Here is an 18,020-nt window from a genome sequence, read left to right as displayed (position 1 = left end):
TCTCCCGATTTGACCCGCATCAGCTCCAGGAACCATTGCGGCCGGCCGACACCGGGAACCGGCAGCGCCACCGACGGCAGCACGCTGACCCGCCAGCGCGTGGTGGATGCCGTCGGCTGGCCGAAGTCATTGGCCTCCGTCTGCCGTCGCCATCGGCGCACCACTAAGCCGAGCGTGCCGGACTTCTCGGCGGCAAGCTGGAGCCGACGCGAGGCGGTCATTGGTAGGCGCACGAGTTCACCGACCACAGCACCGAGACCGCCATGCGATAGGCCCTCTTCCATCGAAGCCAGCACGTCCTCCTCACGATCGACTTCCACGAAGACCACACGGTTGGCATCGAGCCCGACCTGGGCAAGCGCGGGGAAGAACAGGTCCGGCCGCGTGAGGCACCAGACGACCTTGCCCTTGGTGCGCGCGGCAATCCCCGCAGCAAACAGGGCTGCTGCCGCACCATCGACCGTGCCGGATCCGCCGCCGGCGATCTCGTGCAGGGCACCACGGGCAAGACCGCCGCCCGGCAGAACGGCATCGATGGCGAGCACGCCGAACGACAGCCAGCCCGCTTGTCGCGGAACGCTGCGCTCCAGCGTCGCGATCCGGTCGCGAAGCTCGGTGAGAACCTGTGCGCGGGCAGCCGTCATCGATCACGCACTCCTCTCAAGGTTTTGCGGGTTACAAGCGCGGCATCATGCCGCTAACGAAGTTGATGTTCATGACTTGTTCTTTTCACGATAGGAGTCAAGTCCGCCTTCAATAGGAAAATAATCGGAAAACTGCAGAGGCTGGCGATTCCGCTTTTGATTCAGAATGGTAAGTCGCGGACCACCTTTCGGATCATCAACAGGAAATGCACCGGCCTGGGGAGGACGCGTCATCGCCCATTCCCCGACTGGTCGTTACTCGTAAAATCTCGTCCGCATGGTAGGATCGCCCGACCCTATCTCTCGATCAGCCATCCCAGCGGGAAGCGACAGATGTGTAACCTCTACAACATCACAACGAACCAGGAAGCGATCCGTGCCTTTGCCAATGCTGCCCGTGACATGATCGGCAACATGGAGCCGTCGCTCGACGTCTACCCCGACCGGATGGCGCCGATCGTGCGCAACGCACCCGACAGCGTGCGCGAGCTCGCGGCCGTGCGATGGGGCATGCCGAGTTCAAGCCAGGCGATCTATGAGGCCGCGACAAAGCGGGCCGACAAGCTGCGCGCCAAGGGGAAGGACGTGGACTTCGATGCGCTCCTCAAACACGAGCCGGATGGCGGCACCACCAATGTGCGCAATACCGCAAGCCGCCACTGGACGCGCTGGCTGGGGGTCGAAAACCGCTTTGCCGAGCCGAACCCTGCCGCCAAGGTCGAAGGTGAGCGCACGCCAAATGCTTGGTTTGCGGGCAACGCGAGTGAGCCGCTGATGTTCTTCGCCGGGATCTGGGTTAAGGACTGGACGAGCGTGCGCAAGGTCAAGGAGGGCCTGATCACCAAGGACTACTATGCCTTCCTTACCTGCCCGCCGAATGTGGTCGTCGGGCCGATCCATCCCAAGGCGATGCCGGTGATCCTCACGACACGCGACGAGGTCGAGGCGTGGCTGACGCTGCCTTGGGCAGAGGCGAAGGCGCTTCAGCGTTCGCTACCGGATGATCCGCTTGTTCTCCTCGATGCCGCCGCCGGATAGACACCAGCGTGAACTGGCACCATCGAAGGTGTAGACTCGTTGCGTTGGCTTGGCCGGATCCGATGCCTATCTCATCGCCATGTCGAGACCTGAAATGGATGAGGTCGAACGTCTGCGGACCGACGCCGACGTCAGCGGAGGCGCTTGATTGATCGGGGGGCGCGCGAAGCATTCTCCCCAAAATACGGGCACGACGATGGAGATCGTCCTCGTAACCCCGGCCAGCGCGAAGGCCGAGTCGACACCGCGGTGGCATTGTCTCGGCAACGATAGCAGGTATCGGACTGATCGGCAGCGAGAAACAGGAGCGACCGCCCATGTCGAAGGATCAGCCAAGAAAGGGGCATACCAGCTGCAGCGCTTTGCGCGAAAGCCGTTCGCCTCCCGTGAGACCGGATAAAGGGTTGCCGCAGGAGGTTTAGCATAGCGCCGACACCGTCGGAAACCGGGACCGACAGCCCCCGGCGAGCGGGTCCGCTTCTTATTCCTTCGACGGATTTGGCATCGGGACAACAAAGCGACCGCCTGTTGTCAGGAGGCCGGAATGGATGAGTATCACTGCTGTCAGAACTGCGACACTCGAGGGTGATTAGCGCTGCTTTCCCACGCCGGCAAAGAAGAAAAGTGTGCCCGAAATTATGAAGGCTGCAAACAGGAGAAACATTGCTGATCCTCCCAGCAGTTCCAAGGCCGCGCCACCGAAGGTCGGCCCGATAAAGCCACCGACGGCCGAGAGGGAATGCGCCCCGAAGGAGCGTCCGCGGTTCTTGGCGCATGATATGCTGTCGACGAGCATGTACTCGGCGGGCACCACGAGAATTTCACCAAGGGTGAAGACCACCATAGAGGCGGCAAAACCCGCCAATCTATCCGATACGGAAAAACAGAGCTGACTGACGACGAGCAAGCCAGATCCCAGGAGCAGTGCCCGTATTGATCCCACCCGCTCGATCGTCTGTCGGGCAAAAGCGCTCGCCGTGAGCACGACGAGACCATTGATGGACAACAGGTATGCGTAGATGGTCGCACCATCCTTCATGTTTTTAACGAGATAGGGAGCAAGCGTTGCCGACCACTGGCCATACACGGCAACGAACAACGTGCTGCCCAAGGTAAAAAAGACCAAGGTGCTGTTGCCGAACGCCTCCCGGATACTCGCAATGACACCTGGTGTTGATACTTTCGGCTCGTCCGGATCGACCGCGGCTGGCCGATATGAGCGATACAGGAGGAGCGCCATCGCCCCGTAAACGCATGCTCCGACGATAAAGAGGGGTGTTGATGCCAAGCCTGCACCGACGCCGATGAGAGGACCGACAACCCAACCGGCATTCGATGCCGTGTACCGCCAGGAGAAGTATTTCAGCCGTGTCCGCTCGGTGCAGAGATCGCTCATCAACGCCCGCGACAGCGGGCCGTAGAGGGACATCGCCGTCGCCGCGACACATTGCGCGACGCTGAACAGGAGGACGCTTTCCGCCAGTCCCAAAACCAGTGTTGAGATGGAAAGTGTGCCCAGCACGAGCGACAACATCACCTTCCGACCGGTTCGATCCGAGAGCGCTCCAGCAAAAGGTCCGGCGATGGCGCCCGTAAGCGAACCGAAACCGAGCAAGAACCCGATCATCGTCGGCGTCAGCCCAAAGGTCTGCTGGAGTTTCACGGCGAGGAAGGAAAGCGTCATGGCGCGCGTAAGGGTGACGAAACCAGTTCCGACCGTTAGGAGAAGCACCCCCGGGGGAATACGGTCTTTGCTGACCTCGGGCTCTGCCATTTCTCTCACCTTGTGTCGGCAAACCACCATCGAGATTGTCGGATATGACAGGTATGCGAAGCTGTCAGTGCACGCCAAATCAGACTATGGTTACGAAACGTAAGACCTCGTCTCGATCGGAGTAAGATTGCGCCTTCACCTAACGCTTGAGGACATCAGAGACACGAAGCATCGTGGTGAAATCGACAGCTTACTGCGCATAACCTGCGCGCGTTACGACCTCTCCCACGCGACGTTTCTCGCATTGAGATTCAAATCACCGTCGAAGCACGACCCCTTCTACTTCACAACCTATCCCGAAGCTTGGGTGGACACCTATGTCGCTCGTAATTTCTTCGAACTCGATCCACTGATCGGGGTCAGCCTTGCCGGCCTTCTGCCGGTCGATTGGGAATCCGTCGATCGGACCGACCGCAATGTGTCTCTTTTTTTCGAAAAGGCCCTGTCGCACGGTGTCGGTCCGAATGGCCTCACCTTTCCTATTCGCGGCCCCTACGGAGAACGGGCATTTTTCTCCGTTTCTTCCCATCTCACGCAGCCGGACTGGGCAGACCTCAGGGCCCTGATCATCAACGACCTCCATGTTCTCTCCTACTACCTTCACGAGACGATCCTTGGCGTTACAGGCCTGCGCCCGGTGGTCCGGAGCAAGGCTTTGTCACGGCGGGAAAAGCAGTGTCTTGAGCTGCTCGCAGCCGGAAAGATCCACAAACAGATCGCGGCCACCTTGGACATTTCGGAAAGTTCCGTCCGCTTGTATTTGAGGACGGCGCGGCACAAGCTTGGCGCGCTCACCAGCCATCACGCGGTTGCCCGCGCCACGATCCTTGATCTGATCAACATCTAGCGGACCTCCCTCCCCATCACGAGCCCGGCTGCCTCTATCCAAAGGTCTTTAAGGCAGATGTGCAACCTGGAGGATCCGTCAGATTGCGGCTGTCCAGCTTCAAGGTGAAACTCCGTCCATGAGGTTCGAACAGCGGCGGAAAACAATGGCATGAAGCCGAGTCTGCAGCCGGCCGAGCTTTCCAACCCTTCTAAAGGAGGCGATGATGGCGAACGCAAGCACGATCGATGGTTGGCGACAGGCTCCACGACTGACATCCTTTTCGGCGTTTTTCGACCGAATCGCCGGCGGGCTCGATGGCATGCCAGATGTCGCAGTGCCGCGGCCGGATCTGAGCATGCTGGATTTCGATGTGGAGTGTGCTGTTTTCTTCGACACCCAAAAAGCTTTATGGGGTGCTTTCGACAGCCACTACTTCGCTAGCATTCCCTTCAGACTGGAAGAGGAATGCAGACTGGGCGCTGCGACGCTCTCTTTCGCGCTGAACCGTTGGATGTCGAAATCGTCCCCCGCAACGCTTTATACGTTGGGCGCGGGAACGGGGTGCCTCGCCCGAACGCTTGGCGTCCTCGGCGGCGGACGCATCAAGACGCTCTGTTGCAGCCCGACGACCGCCAATCAGACGGCATTCCACGGGCGGCGTGGCAGCGAGCATGCCCACTTCTTCCTGGGACCGTTTTTCGAACTTGACGACGCGCGCTATGCCAGCGACGATGCCCTCGAGCCCTTTCGCGAAGGCTTCGACATTCTTCTGGAGGACACGACATTCCAGATGTACGGCTCTGACAGGGTACAGCAACTCGACTTCATCATGCCGAAGATCCGCGACGGTGGCCTGCTGATCCAGGTCCAGAAGCTGTCTCACCCGGACCGTGATCTCTATGACGCCCGCGAGCGACAGAAAGACGACGTCTTCAAGCCGCGCTATTTCTCGCGTGCGAATATCTCGGAAAAGAAGAGCGAGATCCTCGACACGATGGTCGATTTTCAGGTGGATCTGGAGACAACCACGAACGCGCTGAGGTCCTTCTTCCGCTATTCGGTCGCCACCTGGAACAGCGGGAATTTCTATACCATCGTCTCGTCGAATTCCCGCTCATCCATCCTCGCGTTCATCTCTCTCCTGAAAAGACCTGCGCTTCCGCCGGCCTATTGCTATGCCGAGCTTCCTCTCGTGCTCGTCGACACGAGCTCCGATCCGATTGGAGCCGCGCTCCGCTGGCGTGGAGACATCGGCCATGCATCTTACAGGACGGCAGCGTAGATGACGTCGACAGCGGCAGAGGGCGCCCGCGCCGCCGCCAGCGCAGATGATGTCCGGCGTTGTCTGACAAACCTCATGCCGTCCACCACGCGCTTCTGGTCACGCCCGATCAAAGACTATGCCGCCTTCGCCTACAAAACTGCGCCCTTCGCTGCGAACATTTCGATCCGCGCGCATGCGATGACCCTCCTTCAAAAGCGCGTGGAGGCTGCAGCGCTTCGGTCCGGATATGGTATCTGTCAGGCCAAGGCCGCTGCAGCGGAATTGAAGGAAAAGCCTGTGCTGCAAACGGGCCCGCACTGCCTGCTGCTGTTCGAACCCGATGCCTTCTACACCCATTTGTTCAGCCTAATGGGTCTTCAGGCGCGCGAGCGAGACTGGCACATCACCTATTGCGTCTCGACGACGAGTTTCAGTGAGAGCGCCAAAAAGGGTGCCGGATGGCTGCGCCTCGACGGCACACCCCTCAATCTCTTCGGGCTTCCCCGGAGCCGGATCGACAGATCCAGTATCGGATGCCTCAACGGGCCATACCGCTTCGCTCTTACAGACCCTGCAGGCAACATCGCTCCCAACGCTTCCGCAGTTCGATTGTTGGGTCAACTCCCCTCCGGCTCCTATTCATCGGCGGCCGAAGCCATCAAGGTCGCCAATCAGCACCTCTGGAACGGCCGGTTTTCAGGTCAGACCAAACTGCTCCAACTCGATGACTTCGACATCGCCGACCTTCTGGCTGATCATTTCGAAGATGAACAGTCATGGCTGGCGACCGGATTTGCCGGGAAAACAGATGTCGCCAAGGCCATTCTGGGCGAAATCGACCGCTTGAACAGCGGTCCGTGGGCAGGGTGGGTCCGCCGGACGACCGATCTGTTCTGGCGATTGGAACGCGACAGGATCATCCCCCTGCGTCTTGAGGGGGGCGTCCTCAGGAGTAGCCGCGAACAGGAGTTCCAGCTGACGTTCGCGCCGTCTGATCTCGCGAGCGCGCTGCGAAGGCGCGATATTCTTCCCAGCCTTCTGACTGCCTTCCTGGTGATGTCGATCCTGCCGGGCGTGCGGGTGCTGGGTGGATGCCGCCAGACCGTCTACCTCCCTTTGCTGCGTCACATCGCCGCCGTCGGCGTCCGGCTGTCAGGTGCGAACGATCTTCTCAAGGACATGAGGGGAGACACCCTACCTGGCATGTGGGGGCATCGTGTGATCGCACCCGAAGGGAGCGACCCTTACCGAGAGCTTGAGGCTGCTGACAGCGTCTCGGCGCTCTTGGCACGCTATGCCGAAAAAACGCTTGTCGAGACCAGCGGCGAGTTGTCAGCTTTCACCCGGGACCCCATCTGGGCCGAGATATCGAGGCGCCTTACCTCCGGCGAACGCATCCGCGATCAAGAAGAATGGCGCTGGGCGTAATGCCGACAGGCGACGCAACACGAGTGCGTCACGGCTCGGAAAAAATTGAGCAAGCCGCCGCGCATCCTACGTCGGATCTTTAAAGCGGACGCCGACCCCACCGCCGTTTTCCGCAATGAACTCAATACCGGCGCCCTCCAAGGCTAATCGAATGGCCTTCAAATTCGCTATGGTAACAGTGGCGCGTCCGCCCTCCACTTCGGCACGACTTACAGTCGCAACTCCTACTTCTGCGGCTTGAGCGAGCTCCTTCGCGCTCCAACGCACGAGAGCTCGAGCGGCTCTAATTTGCGAACCGGTGATTTCTTTACCATCATGTGATTTCAAATTGATCATCTCAAAAATGTTTGATATGTGGTGGCTTGCTCGAATTACTGTTTGGGCGGCTATCCCCGATGTTGGAGCATTGGGGACAGCCTAACCGCAATCAAGCTGTTGGGAGCTCGGATCATGGCTGATTCTGAGAATAGCAGAACTTTGTCTGCATTCACCCTAAGAAACCCTCCCTCAGTTTTCCGCGACACGTCGGCCTGACAACCTGTGCGGCCGCCATACCGACCATTGCGACGACCTCGTGCTCGAGTTCGTCATAAATCCGCATGGAAAAACAAGAAAACGAAGGGAACGAAAATCATGTCAGTCCTCGATCGACCCCGCAGACGGCTCGTCGCGAGCTGCATCGCAGTCGCACTGTCGGCCGGATTATTTTGCACAGCCGCGGCGGCGGCCGAGCTGCGGATCGGCACCCAGCTCAAACTCATGACGCTCGATCCTCACTATGCGGATCTGAACGAGAACAACTCGTTGCTTGCTCACATTTATGAGCGTCTCGTCAATCAGGACGCGTCATTGAACCCCCAGCCCGGCCTGGCCGTTTCCTGGACGCGCATCTCCAAGAACAGCTGGGCGTTCAAGCTGCGGGAAGGCGTTCGGTTCCATGACGGCGCGGCGTTTACCGCTCAGGACGTCATCTATTCGATCAATCGCATCCAGACGTTTCTGAAGCCGCCAAGCGGCGGCTTTCAGAACTATACCCAGAATATCAAATCGGTCACGGCACCGGATCCCCTCACCGTCGTCATCGAAACGACCGATGACGCCCCAACTCTGCCGCTGTCTCTGACGTCCATTTTCATCATGCACGAACAGAAGGACGGCTTTGCAACAACCGAGAATCTGAACTCCGGATCGCAGCCGGTCGGCACAGGACCCTACAAATTTCAGAGCTGGCAGTCGGGCGAAGGGCTCAAGCTGACGCGAAACGAGCAGTACTGGAGTGGAACACCTGCCTGGTCGGATGTCTCCTTCCGCGTGATCGAAAGCCCCGCCGCGCGCGTGGCCGCATTGAGCACGGGTGACCTCGATATTGCAGACTATATCCCGGCGCGTGATGTCGCCGGTCTCAAAGGCCGTGGCCTGACGATCGACAGCACCAGCGCCGCCAGATCCAACTTCCTGCAATTCGACGTCGGACGCGAGCAGCTGCCGGGGGTCACCGACAACGCCGGGAACCCGATCAAGAATCCATTCAAGGACAAGCGGGTCCGCGAGGCCCTGCGGATGGCCACCGACCGGCCCTTTATCACGGACAAGATCTTGCTCGGATTTGGAACGGCGGCTTCGCAGCTCTTTCCGGCGGGCTTGTCGGGCACATCCAAAAAGCTCGCTGTCGAGCGGCCGAATTACGAAGCCGCGAAAGCACTCCTCTCGGAAGCAGGTTTTCCGGATGGCTTTCACGTCGTGCTCGCCGGCCCGGCCGGGCGGTATCCCGGCGACAGCGAGTCCCTGCAAGCGGTCGCCCAGAATTGGGCCAGGATCGGCGTTGCCACTCAACCCGTCGTCGCTCCCTTTTCCGTTTTCGCCACGCAGCGATCCAACGGCGCCTATCCGGTCTGGTACGGAGGCTGCTCGGGTGAAGCTGTCACGTTCTGCCTGAAGGCCGTGCTCGCCTCTCCAGATCCAGACCTTGGGACGGGCTCGATCAACTACGGACAATATCAAAATCCGGCGTTCGATGAGATGCTTGCGAAAGCCACCGCCCTGGAGGATGGGCCTGCTCGCGAGGCGGCTCTTGCCGAAGCCACCGAGTTCGTCATGGCCGACGATCCCATCATCCCTCTCTACCATTTCCATCTGATCGTCGGCCACGGGCAAAGGGTGTCGTCCTACGCTGTTCATCCGCGCGGATGGACCACTGCCATGCAGGCCCTGCCTTCTGCAGAGTAAGGGATCGGCTGATGTTGAGCATTGTCACCCGAAGGGTTTCCCAAGCCCTTCTGCTTCTCCTCGTCATGTCGTTGATCGGGTTTGTCGGAATCCACAGCGTCGGCAACCCCGTCTTCAATGTCGTCAACATCGAAACAGCGACCGTCGAGGACATCCGAAACGCGACGATCGCCCTTGGGCTGGATCAGCCCCTGTGGCGACAGTACTTCCTTTTCATGGGAAACGTCGTCACCGGCGATTTCGGCACCTCCTACGTCTACCATCTGCCGGCCTTCAAACTGCTGATAAGCAAGCTGCCGGCAACGCTGGAACTTGCGGTCATCGCTATGGCGCTAGCAGCTCCCGGGGGCGTCCTGCTCGGCCTGTGGGCTGGACGACATCAGGGCGGGGCAGCCGATCGCGCCATCCTGCGCGGCAGTGTTCTCGCTTTGAGCATTCCGTCCTTCTGGTTGAGCATGATGCTCATCCTGGCCGGCGCGCTGCTGACGGGATGGTTTCCATCTGGCGGTCGCGGGGCTACGCTTTCGTTCGCCGGTCAGGACTGGAGTGTCGTGACCTTAGACGGCCTACGGCACGTGTTCCTACCAGCGCTCGCGCTTGCTCTTCCCAACGTCGCGCTCATCGCAAGACTTGCGCGCGCCGGAACCATCGAGGTCGAACGGCAGGACTTCATCAGGTTCTGTCGAGCCAAGGGCCTCTCGAGCAGACGTGTTCTGTTCCGCCACACATTGCCGAACATCAGCATTCCCCTGGTGACGATTATCGGGATGCAGTTTGGTGGCATGCTGGCCTTTGCGGTCGTTGTGGAAACGATCTTCGCATGGCCGGGCATCGGAAAGCTGCTCATCGACTCCATCCAGCTTCTTGATCGTCCGGTCGTGATGGCCACACTGACCTTCATCTCCGTCGCCTTCATCGCGTTAAACGCTCTTGTGGATCTTCTCTATGCCGTGCTCGACCCGCGCGTGCGCCTCTCCACGTAAGGATCTTTCATGTCGACAGATTTCATCGAGACGCTCCGCAGGCGCATGCCAACGGGCAGCATCCCTATTTCCAAGGCGCTGCTCGGCACCTACATCCTCATCGCCTTAGCGGCACCGATCATCGCGCCGCAAAATCCCTATGATCTCCTCCAGATCCGCGGGTGGGAGGCATCCGCGGCTCCAGGGACGATGGGGGGCGATGGCTATATCTATTGGCTGGGAACCGACGGACTTGGGCGAGACATCGTCAGCACGATTCTCTACGGCCTGCGCATCAGCCTGCTGGTGTCCATCGTCAGTACAGCCATTGCAGCCGTGGTCGGCGTCACGGCGGGCGTCGTTGCAGCCTATTTCGGCGGCTGGGTCGATGCCCTCGTCATGCGCATCGTGGACCTCCAGCTCAGCCTTCCGACGATCCTTGTCGCACTGATTGCCATCGTCACCCTTGGGCCAGGGATCGATCGCATCATACTGGCGATCATCATCGTTCAATGGGCGACATATGCCAGGGTCACCCGAGCCGTCGCGTTGAGCGAGATCGGAAAATCCTATCTCGACGCGGTCCGGATTCTCCGTCTCCCAGAGCGGCGCATTCTCCTTCGGCACGTCATGCCCAACAGCATCGCTCCGGCACTTACTCTCATTCCCATCGAGCTCGGGCATGCGATCGCGCTTGAGGCAACCCTGTCGTTTCTCGGACTGGGCGTTCCCATCGACAAGCCGTCCCTCGGCTCCACAGTGGCTGCTGGATTCCAATATCTCATGACCGGCCAATACTGGATCAGCCTGTTCCCGGGTCTCGCTCTGCTGGGCCTGATCGCCGCCATCAATTTCGTCGGAGAAGACACGCGTTCCAAACTGGATCCAAGGAGCAGATCCCTATGATCAAGGATATTATGCAGAAACCGCTACTGGAGCTCGAGAAGCTGACGATCAGCTACCGGTCAAGGTCTCAGACGAGGCCTGTCCTGCGCAACGTCGATCTGAGCCTTCGCCGCGGTGAGATCCTCGGGCTTATCGGCGAGTCCGGCGCAGGCAAATCGACAGTCGGAAACGCGATCATAGGGCTGCTCGCGCCGGAGTTCGTTCAAACGTCCGGATCGATCCTGTTTGAGGGTCGTGCTCTGGAGGCGATGGACGAGCAGGAGCGAGACGCGCTTCGAAGCCGCAGGATCGCTGCCATCTTTCAGGACCACACGATGTCGCTCGATCCCCTGATGAGCATCGGTGCTCAGCTGACGGAAGCGATCCGGGCCGCCTGCCCCGATCTTTCGGGCAAGCAGACGCGCGGTCGAGCGATCGAACTGTTGACCCGGGTCGGGATCGAAAGCCCGAGCGAACGGTATCACAGTTACCCCCACCAGTTATCCGGTGGCCAACGGCAGCGTGTCGTCATCGCGATCGCCCTTTCAGGAACACCCGACATTATCGTTGCGGATGAGCCGACTTCCGCGCTGGACGCGACAATCCAGAAGCAGATCCTGCAGCTCTTGCGTGAACTCGTCGCGGAAACCGGCGTCTCGATCATCCTGGTGACCCACGACATGGGTGTGATTTCGGAGATTGCCGACGCAGTGGTCGTCATGCGAGACGGAAACGTCGTGGAGCAGGGCTCGACAGCGACGCTCCTCGATCATCCGGTGGAACCCTATACGCGTGACCTCCTCGCTGCCGTCCCTAGGCTTAGAATGTCGAGGGCGCGCGCTGATCCGGCGTTCGCGGTTGCGAGCAATGCTTCAGCGGATGATGAGGAACCTGCGAAACGCGCGGCGATCCTTGTTGTGTCAGGCGTAACCAAAGCCTTCGGCGGGACGAGCTTCGGCTGGAGCCGCAAACCGCGCAAGCCTGCTTTGCAGGATATCTCGCTTGAACTCGAGCCCGGCGTCATCACCGGCATCGTTGGCGAAAGCGGGAGTGGCAAGAGCACGATCGGGCGGATCATTGCGGGTCTTGAGACAGCATGCGAGGGCGAGATTATTATCGACGGAACACGCGTTGACGTCACACGCAGGAGACAGCCTGGCGGTATGCTGGGGCGAGTTCAGATGATCTTTCAGGACCCTGCAATGTCCCTCAACCCCCGCCTGCCGATCGGCGACACCTTGGCGGAGAGCGTCAGGTTTGGCAGTGCACCGTCGACGGACGAAAGATTAGCCATCAGCGTCATCATGGATCGCCTGGGATTGCCGATGCCGTTTTTGACCCGATACCCGCACCAACTGTCGGGAGGGCAGAAACAGCGTGTCTGCATCGCACGCGCTCTTCTCTCCAAACCGCGCATCATCGTTGCTGACGAACCGACATCAGCCCTTGATGTCTCCGTGCAGGCCGAGATCGTGGAACTCCTCGGGCAAGCCGTCTCGCAGGATGGCATCTCCATGTTGTTCATATCGCACGATCTTGCGCTCGTGCAGGCCCTCTGCAGTTCGATCTACATCTTCCAGAACGGCAGCGTCGTCGATGGCGGTTCGCCGGAGTTCATATTCAGCCGTTCGACGAATGCCTACACGCGCTGCCTGATCGATGCCCGTCCGGAGCGTTTCACCATCTGACGGCGGTGTATCTCAACAGCGCCTTCTACCCCCTCATTTTCCTCCGTCAGCTGAGCACCTTTCGGAGCGCAGGAGCATCCCCATGACAAAGACATTCACGATCGCCGTGACCGGCCAGTCACTGATCAAGCACGACATTCGCAACACCGACGACCTGGCATTCCAGAGTGTAGGGGATTTGCTTGAAAAGGCCGATTTCGCCTTCACGAACTTCGAGAGCACGATCGATGGTCAGCATGGGGGATGGCCGCTGAAGGGGTCCTTCTTCGGCAGCAGTCAGCCCGTCGTCCTCGACAGTTTGAAGGACCTCGGTTTCCACGGTCTCTCGCTATCGAACAATCACGCTTTCGACCTTGGGCCCTCGGGGATCCTGTCGACGCTGGAGGAGGTAGAAAGGCGAGGGTTCCTGCACGCCGGCATCGGGCGCAACCAGACCATGGCCGCTCGGGCAGGCAAGGGGTCATTTAACGGCCGGAAAGTTGCACTTGTGGCCATGGATGCGGGGCCAGGACCAGATTTCATGTACGCCGGGGACGCAGCGAATGATCGGCCGGAGCGTCCGGGCGTGAACCGGTTACACCTGACGAAGGTCGTTAACGTCGATGCAGAGGCATTCGACTACCTTCGCGTGATCCGCGACCGCATCGGCTACACCGACATGGACCTCGGCAATGACAGCCAGCCGGACGACCGACCGCCTCTCGATCCTGAGAACGAAATTTGCATCGCCCGTGCAATCTTCAGACGCGCCGAGCATTTCGGGAGACGTGTCAAGATCGATCAGGCCAGTCTAACCAGACATTTGTCGGAGATCCGCAGCGCAACCGAGGACGGTGGCCTCGTCATCGCCTACCTTCATCATCACCATTGGGCCTCTGACTGGTATCAGGTGTCGAGCTGGGTCGGGGATATCGCGAAAGCCTGCATCGATGCGGGCGCAGCGATGTTCGTCAGCCACGGCGCCCCCGTTCTCCAGCCGGTGGAGATCTATCGAAACCGACCGATCTTCTACAGTCTTGGCAACTTCATTTTTCATGTGAAATCTGAGACGTCGCAGTGGACGGCACCGGAGATCTGGGAGAGCGTGGTCGGGCTATGCGCCTTCGATGAAGCTGGAGAGCTTACCGCTATAGATTTCCATCCTGTCGTCATCGGCGCAAGTTCCAGCGGGCAGCATACCATGTTGGAAGAACGTCTCATGCCGCATCTCGCCCACGGCTCTGACGCCGAAAGGATCTTGATGCGGTTTCAAGCCCAATCTCTGACGTTTGGTTCTCAACTCACGATAATAGATGGTACCGCTCGGATCGTCTTGTGACGTCGACTAACCCTTAGTTGCAGTACTTGTCTCACCACAACGATGGCACGATGATCGGCGACGGAAAGGTGCGGGATGCGAGACGGCTCCGCCTTGTCGGATATGCCGGCGTCAGCACCGTAGATCGGACGCTGTAGACCAAGCTTGACCGATTGGAGAACGCAGGCGCTAGGCATCTATCAGGAGACGGCCAGCGACACCCGCGACTGTCGCAAATAGCCGGTGGCCAGATGATGCGGCGTTCTATCTCAGTGCCATCCCACCGTGATCGAACAGATGGACCTTTCCAAGGTCAGGCCGCAGGTGCACCGGCTGGCCGGGTGCGAAATTCACGCGGTCTTTGACGACCAGCGTCACGGTGGCCGCTCCTAAAATGACCTCAAGATGCAGAATGTCGGTGCGGGGCATGACGAAGAGCTGATCCGAAACTACGATCAGCGCCTCGCCGTCTGCTGACAGACCAAGCATTCTTTGCCGGTCCTTGACCAGATCTTCCGGGTCGCGCACGTATTCGAGCTCCGTCTCGCCCGGCGCAAAGCGGCCAGCCTGAGCCATGCGCGCTGTCCCGACATCCCCGTCGAACGCGAGGCAGAAAGCCTGTCACTCATTTCCGTTCTCTCGCACTGAGAACCAGGCGGAAGCCCGTCGTCACCATCACGTGGCAGGCGGTCCTAAGGCGCGGGTCGCGATCCTTGGACTGGTTTTGCAGACCGTGCGACTGCCAATCCGGCGGCCAGGCTGTCAGCGAGACCTCAGCCAGCACCGACCGCCATCGTGCGACAGTCTTCCACCGTTGACCGACCGGCGCGGGCCGAGCGATGCCGTTAGATTGTCAGCGACGCGCCGAAGGTTGGCGTGCGCGTCGTCCTTAAACCACGCAAGGGCGGTAAAACGGGTGATCGGAAACTGGGGTGGGATGCGATTGAGGGCGCTTGCCGTACAGGGCACGAGTGCGCCTGGTGGGGTCGGCGTCGGTGCGGACGAGCCCTGGCCATTCGTAGATCGGATCGGGAATAACGCCGCAGCGCGCCAAGACCTCCATGCGCGTTTCGTGACGGGGTAAGCGCCAATCGTCCGCAAGGCGGAGGATCGGGTTCATGCCATTGGGAAGTAATGGAACCTCCGCCAGCGCGCGGCCGTCGTGCCAAGACGTCAGTGGCACCAGTGCGACCTGCGTGCGGCGGAAGCGGCGGTCCAGGAACGTAGCCTGCGTTCATGCTCGCCGCTCGGCAACGGGTACAGGTAGAATGCAAGATATGCGCTGCCCATGTCCACGTCCCGAACGACTTGCCCGCAAGTGGACCAATAACCTTTTTTCGGTTACGAGGGAGGGAGCTTCCGGGCCGGACTAGACCGCTCACGACCCTATACCGTTATCCGCCTAATCGTGTTCGGTGAGATCCAGATCAGCGACAACAGCGGAGCGATTGTTGGCACAGTCGCGACCAGAGACGCAGCGTCAGGCCTGCTCCCGTCTCGATGTGGGGTCAGTTTCCAGACCAGAGGCCCGCATCTCAGCAGTTGTCGTCATTAGACGGAACATGACACGGGGGTCGACTTTTCGCGCCGATTGACGCATCTACTTGATCATATGATCGCGGCACGCTGCGCAGCCTGCGTGATCGCGCCAATGCCAGCCCCAGTACACCGATCGCTACCGGCCTACGCAAACTTCGAGGTGTTTCCAGGAGTTAATCTTCCGATGTGCTCGGCATAGAAGAGGTCAGAACCGAACCGGCCAGATGTGCGGTGGCGAGCAGGCGATCAAGGCTCTGCCCCATCCGCGCCCTGGCTGAAAGACCTGCCATCGTGGTGACGACGAAGTCGCTCCAACGCTCCGCCTGATCGGGGTGTCTGGCGGCGATACAGGCGCGGATCATCTGCTCTGCAGCGGTGTGGAAGACGCATGCCGCTTCGCGCGCCGCCATATCATTGCTACGGGTTCCCTCCAGCACCATGCAGCCGAGCGTAGCGGAATTGGATGCGTAGCGCCGCGCAGCCTCCTCCAACAATGATGCAAGGCATTCCGCTACCGGCCTGTCGGACCGTAGGAGATCTTGAAGGGGAATGGCATTGGTTGCAGCGTAACGGTCGAGGACTTTGGCATACAGGCCAACCTTGCTGCCGAAAGCGGCGTAGAAACTCGGCGGGTTGATACCAAGTGCCTCTGTGACATCGGAAACGCTAAGGCCATCATAGCCGCGCGCGTGGAACAGATCCTGGGCGGTAGCAACCGCCTGATCGGCTTCGAAACGACGGGGTCGTCCACGAGAACGAGGTAATTCTGTAGTCATAGTTACATAAACCTTGACTGTGCCTTGCGAGGTGTTATGTAGCGGATCCTACATATTGATTCAAGGAGGGTTTGATGGCCGTGTTTCAGGGAAAGTCCGTTCTAGTGCTGGGCGGTAGTCGGGGGATAGGCGCAGCAATCGTAAGGCGCTTTGTATCGGACGGCGCGGCAGTGACCTTTAGCTATGCCGGATCGCGTGAAGCTGCCGAGCAGCTTGCAAGCGAAACAGGTAGCGTGGCTGTCCTGACGGATAGCGCCGACCGTGACGCGGTGATCGCTCAGGTCCGCCAAAGCGGTCCACTGGACGTGCTGGTGGTCAATGCCGGGATTGCTGTCTTCGGCGACGCGTTGGATCAGGACCCTGACGTCATCGACCGGCTGTTTCGGATTAACATCCACGCGCCTTATCACGCGGCCGTCGAAGCCGCACGGCAGATGCCGGACGGAGGGCGGATTATCATCATCGGCTCCGTGAACGGTGACCGGATGCCCATTCCAGGCATGGCGTCTTATGCACTAAGCAAGTCGGCGCTGCAGGGATTGGCGCGAGGTTTGGCGCGGGATTTCGGGCCACGCGGGATCACCATCAACGTGGTGCAACCGGGACCAATCGATACAGATGCAAACCCGGCGGATGGGCCGTTGAAAGAACTGATGCACAGTTTTATGGCTATCAAGCGTCATGGAACGTCAGAAGAGGTGGCAGGGATGGTCGCTTGGCTCGCAGGGCCGGAAGCCAGCTTTGTCACCGGTGCGATGCATACCATCGATGGTGCATTTGGGGCCTGATTGTTGATTGGCGGGACAGGCCTGAGCGCCCGGCTGTCAGCTTCACCTCCAGTTCGACAGCGAGGCCTTTGCCTGGGCTGGGTCGCCAATCCACCCGATGCGTCTGGCAGGGCGCCTCTGCTTTCGCTGCGAAAGCTGTTGGCGTGGGTTTAGAGGTTCGCGGTGGCGCCGTCGAGGCCGGGGGTCATCGAAATTTCTGAAGGGGCATCTGCCGCGCCGGCGTCTTCCGCGTAAGACAGCCGACGATTCCGAATGATTTCCTCTAGGGCGTCGAACACCTCGGTTGTTCGCCAGCCGGCTAGGACTGCGTCGTCGATGAGACGCGTGACCGGAACGTTGACTTTCTCCTGGCATTTGAGTGCGCGGTCTGGTCCGATGAGGTCGCTGCTTGGTCCGTTCGTCATGAAGTTCTCCCAGTTGGTGCCGAAGAACATTAGACGTAGATGATTGTTCCGCCACTCGGTCTTATCTCTTCTCAAGGCGTGAACGAAAAGAGAACGATGAAACATCGGCGCCGCATAGACCTCGGCCGAGCGGCCGGGGACCGGATCACGTATCTCGGACCATTGATGGGCTCTGGCCAATCCCAAATGCCGTCAGGATGGATCCGACGTAGAGAGGGTTCCTGCAGAGGCTATAAGGCCCGTCGGATAGCAGATCCTGGTTCTTTTTGCCGCCAATGTAAAGCGTGCACCACAGCCGCATGCCTAGTCCGCACGTGATGAAGAGCGCGCCAGTTATTTCCAGCCATATATCAAAATTGCTGTTTTCATATATCGGTTTAATAGTGAGCGCGACGAACACGCCACGTTGTGGCAGAGGCCAGTTTGTGTTCCTGACTACTGGCGGACGGCGCGGGTGACAGCATAGAGCTGGGTGACG

The 18,020-nt window shown here is 59.8% G+C and carries 17 protein-coding genes; 10 read left to right on the top strand and 7 right to left on the bottom strand.

Annotation, left to right across the window (positions count from 1 at the left end; all coding sequences use genetic code 11):
* The coding region (locus C8J33_RS25750) for an ImuA family protein (RefSeq protein ID WP_132665828.1) at nucleotides 1-644 on the bottom strand (644 nt) is incomplete at its 3' end.
* A gap of 69 nt (nucleotides 645-713) precedes the next feature.
* Nucleotides 714-878: a hypothetical protein gene (locus tag C8J33_RS27235; protein WP_165929899.1), complete on the bottom strand. Its 165-nt coding sequence runs from the start codon at nucleotides 876-878 to the stop codon at nucleotides 714-716.
* Between the two features lie 99 nt (nucleotides 879-977).
* On the opposite strand from C8J33_RS27235, the gene C8J33_RS25745 reads away from it, so the two are divergent.
* The gene (locus C8J33_RS25745) at nucleotides 978-1,682 is read left to right on the top strand and encodes an SOS response-associated peptidase family protein (protein WP_132665827.1); all 705 of its coding nucleotides are present in this window, start codon (nucleotides 978-980) and stop codon (nucleotides 1,680-1,682) included.
* A 589-nt stretch (nucleotides 1,683-2,271) separates the two neighbouring features.
* Here the strand turns inward: C8J33_RS25745 and C8J33_RS25740 are convergent.
* The gene (locus tag C8J33_RS25740; protein ID WP_165929898.1) at nucleotides 2,272-3,456 is read right to left on the bottom strand and encodes an MFS transporter; all 1,185 of its coding nucleotides are present in this window, start codon (nucleotides 3,454-3,456) and stop codon (nucleotides 2,272-2,274) included.
* Between the two features lie 127 nt (nucleotides 3,457-3,583).
* Between C8J33_RS25740 and C8J33_RS25735 the strand changes: the two genes are divergently transcribed.
* The 3 genes from C8J33_RS25735 (at nucleotide 3,584) to C8J33_RS25725 (ending at nucleotide 6,977) form a co-directional block, all read left to right on the top strand.
* The gene (locus tag C8J33_RS25735) at nucleotides 3,584-4,303 is read left to right on the top strand and encodes a helix-turn-helix transcriptional regulator (RefSeq protein WP_281024629.1); all 720 of its coding nucleotides are present in this window, start codon (nucleotides 3,584-3,586) and stop codon (nucleotides 4,301-4,303) included.
* Nucleotides 4,304-4,508: 205 nt separating this feature from the next.
* Nucleotides 4,509-5,567, top strand: coding sequence for a class I SAM-dependent methyltransferase (locus C8J33_RS25730; RefSeq protein ID WP_132665824.1), 1,059 nt, complete (start codon nucleotides 4,509-4,511; stop codon nucleotides 5,565-5,567).
* A complete protein-coding gene (locus C8J33_RS25725; protein WP_132665823.1) occupies nucleotides 5,568-6,977 on the top strand; it encodes a hypothetical protein in 1,410 nt (469 codons plus the stop codon). It begins immediately after the preceding gene.
* A gap of 66 nt (nucleotides 6,978-7,043) precedes the next feature.
* Here the strand turns inward: C8J33_RS25725 and C8J33_RS25720 are convergent, their stop codons facing one another.
* Nucleotides 7,044-7,313, bottom strand: coding sequence for a transcriptional regulator (locus C8J33_RS25720; protein WP_110731160.1), 270 nt, complete (start codon nucleotides 7,311-7,313; stop codon nucleotides 7,044-7,046).
* A gap of 297 nt (nucleotides 7,314-7,610) precedes the next feature.
* On the opposite strand from C8J33_RS25720, the gene C8J33_RS25715 reads away from it, so the two are divergent.
* The 5 genes from C8J33_RS25715 (at nucleotide 7,611) to C8J33_RS25695 (ending at nucleotide 14,056) form a co-directional block, all read left to right on the top strand.
* Nucleotides 7,611-9,203, top strand: a complete 1,593-nt coding sequence (locus tag C8J33_RS25715; RefSeq protein ID WP_132665822.1) for an ABC transporter substrate-binding protein — start codon at nucleotides 7,611-7,613, stop codon at nucleotides 9,201-9,203.
* A gap of 11 nt (nucleotides 9,204-9,214) precedes the next feature.
* Nucleotides 9,215-10,186: an ABC transporter permease gene (locus C8J33_RS25710; protein ID WP_110802876.1), complete on the top strand. Its 972-nt coding sequence runs from the start codon at nucleotides 9,215-9,217 to the stop codon at nucleotides 10,184-10,186.
* Nucleotides 10,187-10,195: 9 nt separating this feature from the next.
* Entirely contained in the window at nucleotides 10,196-11,071 is an 876-nt protein-coding gene (locus C8J33_RS25705; RefSeq protein WP_110731157.1) for an ABC transporter permease, read from the top strand.
* Nucleotides 11,068-12,738, top strand: coding sequence for an ABC transporter ATP-binding protein (locus tag C8J33_RS25700; protein ID WP_110731156.1), 1,671 nt, complete (start codon nucleotides 11,068-11,070; stop codon nucleotides 12,736-12,738). Before C8J33_RS25705 ends, C8J33_RS25700 begins: the two co-directional genes overlap by 4 nt.
* 82 nt (nucleotides 12,739-12,820) lie before the next feature.
* Nucleotides 12,821-14,056 carry a CapA family protein gene (locus tag C8J33_RS25695; protein ID WP_110731155.1) on the top strand — a complete coding sequence of 412 codons (1,236 nt, stop codon included), beginning with the start codon at nucleotides 12,821-12,823 and terminating at the stop codon, nucleotides 14,054-14,056.
* Between the two features lie 243 nt (nucleotides 14,057-14,299).
* Here the strand turns inward: C8J33_RS25695 and C8J33_RS25690 are convergent, their stop codons facing one another.
* Nucleotides 14,300-14,611, bottom strand: a complete 312-nt coding sequence (locus C8J33_RS25690; RefSeq protein ID WP_110731154.1) for a hypothetical protein — start codon at nucleotides 14,609-14,611, stop codon at nucleotides 14,300-14,302.
* A gap of 1,136 nt (nucleotides 14,612-15,747) precedes the next feature.
* The gene (locus C8J33_RS25685; protein WP_132665821.1) at nucleotides 15,748-16,350 is read right to left on the bottom strand and encodes a TetR/AcrR family transcriptional regulator; all 603 of its coding nucleotides are present in this window, start codon (nucleotides 16,348-16,350) and stop codon (nucleotides 15,748-15,750) included.
* Between the two features lie 74 nt (nucleotides 16,351-16,424).
* Here C8J33_RS25685 and bdcA point away from each other — a divergent pair, with 74 nt between their 5' ends.
* A complete protein-coding gene (gene bdcA, locus C8J33_RS25680; protein ID WP_110731152.1) occupies nucleotides 16,425-17,138 on the top strand; it encodes an SDR family oxidoreductase in 714 nt (237 codons plus the stop codon).
* Between the two features lie 149 nt (nucleotides 17,139-17,287).
* Here bdcA and C8J33_RS25675 read toward each other — a convergent pair whose 3' ends face one another.
* Nucleotides 17,288-17,542, bottom strand: coding sequence for a hypothetical protein (locus C8J33_RS25675; RefSeq protein ID WP_132443077.1), 255 nt, complete (start codon nucleotides 17,540-17,542; stop codon nucleotides 17,288-17,290).
* Nucleotides 17,543-18,020 lie beyond the last annotated feature (478 nt).

It is taken from the genome of Rhizobium sp. PP-CC-3G-465, assembly GCF_004343445.1.
GTDB lineage: Bacteria > Pseudomonadota > Alphaproteobacteria > Rhizobiales > Rhizobiaceae > Ferranicluibacter > Ferranicluibacter rubi.
Note: the sequence above shows the minus strand (reverse complement) of the source record. Positions and strands in the feature narration are given on the sequence as shown.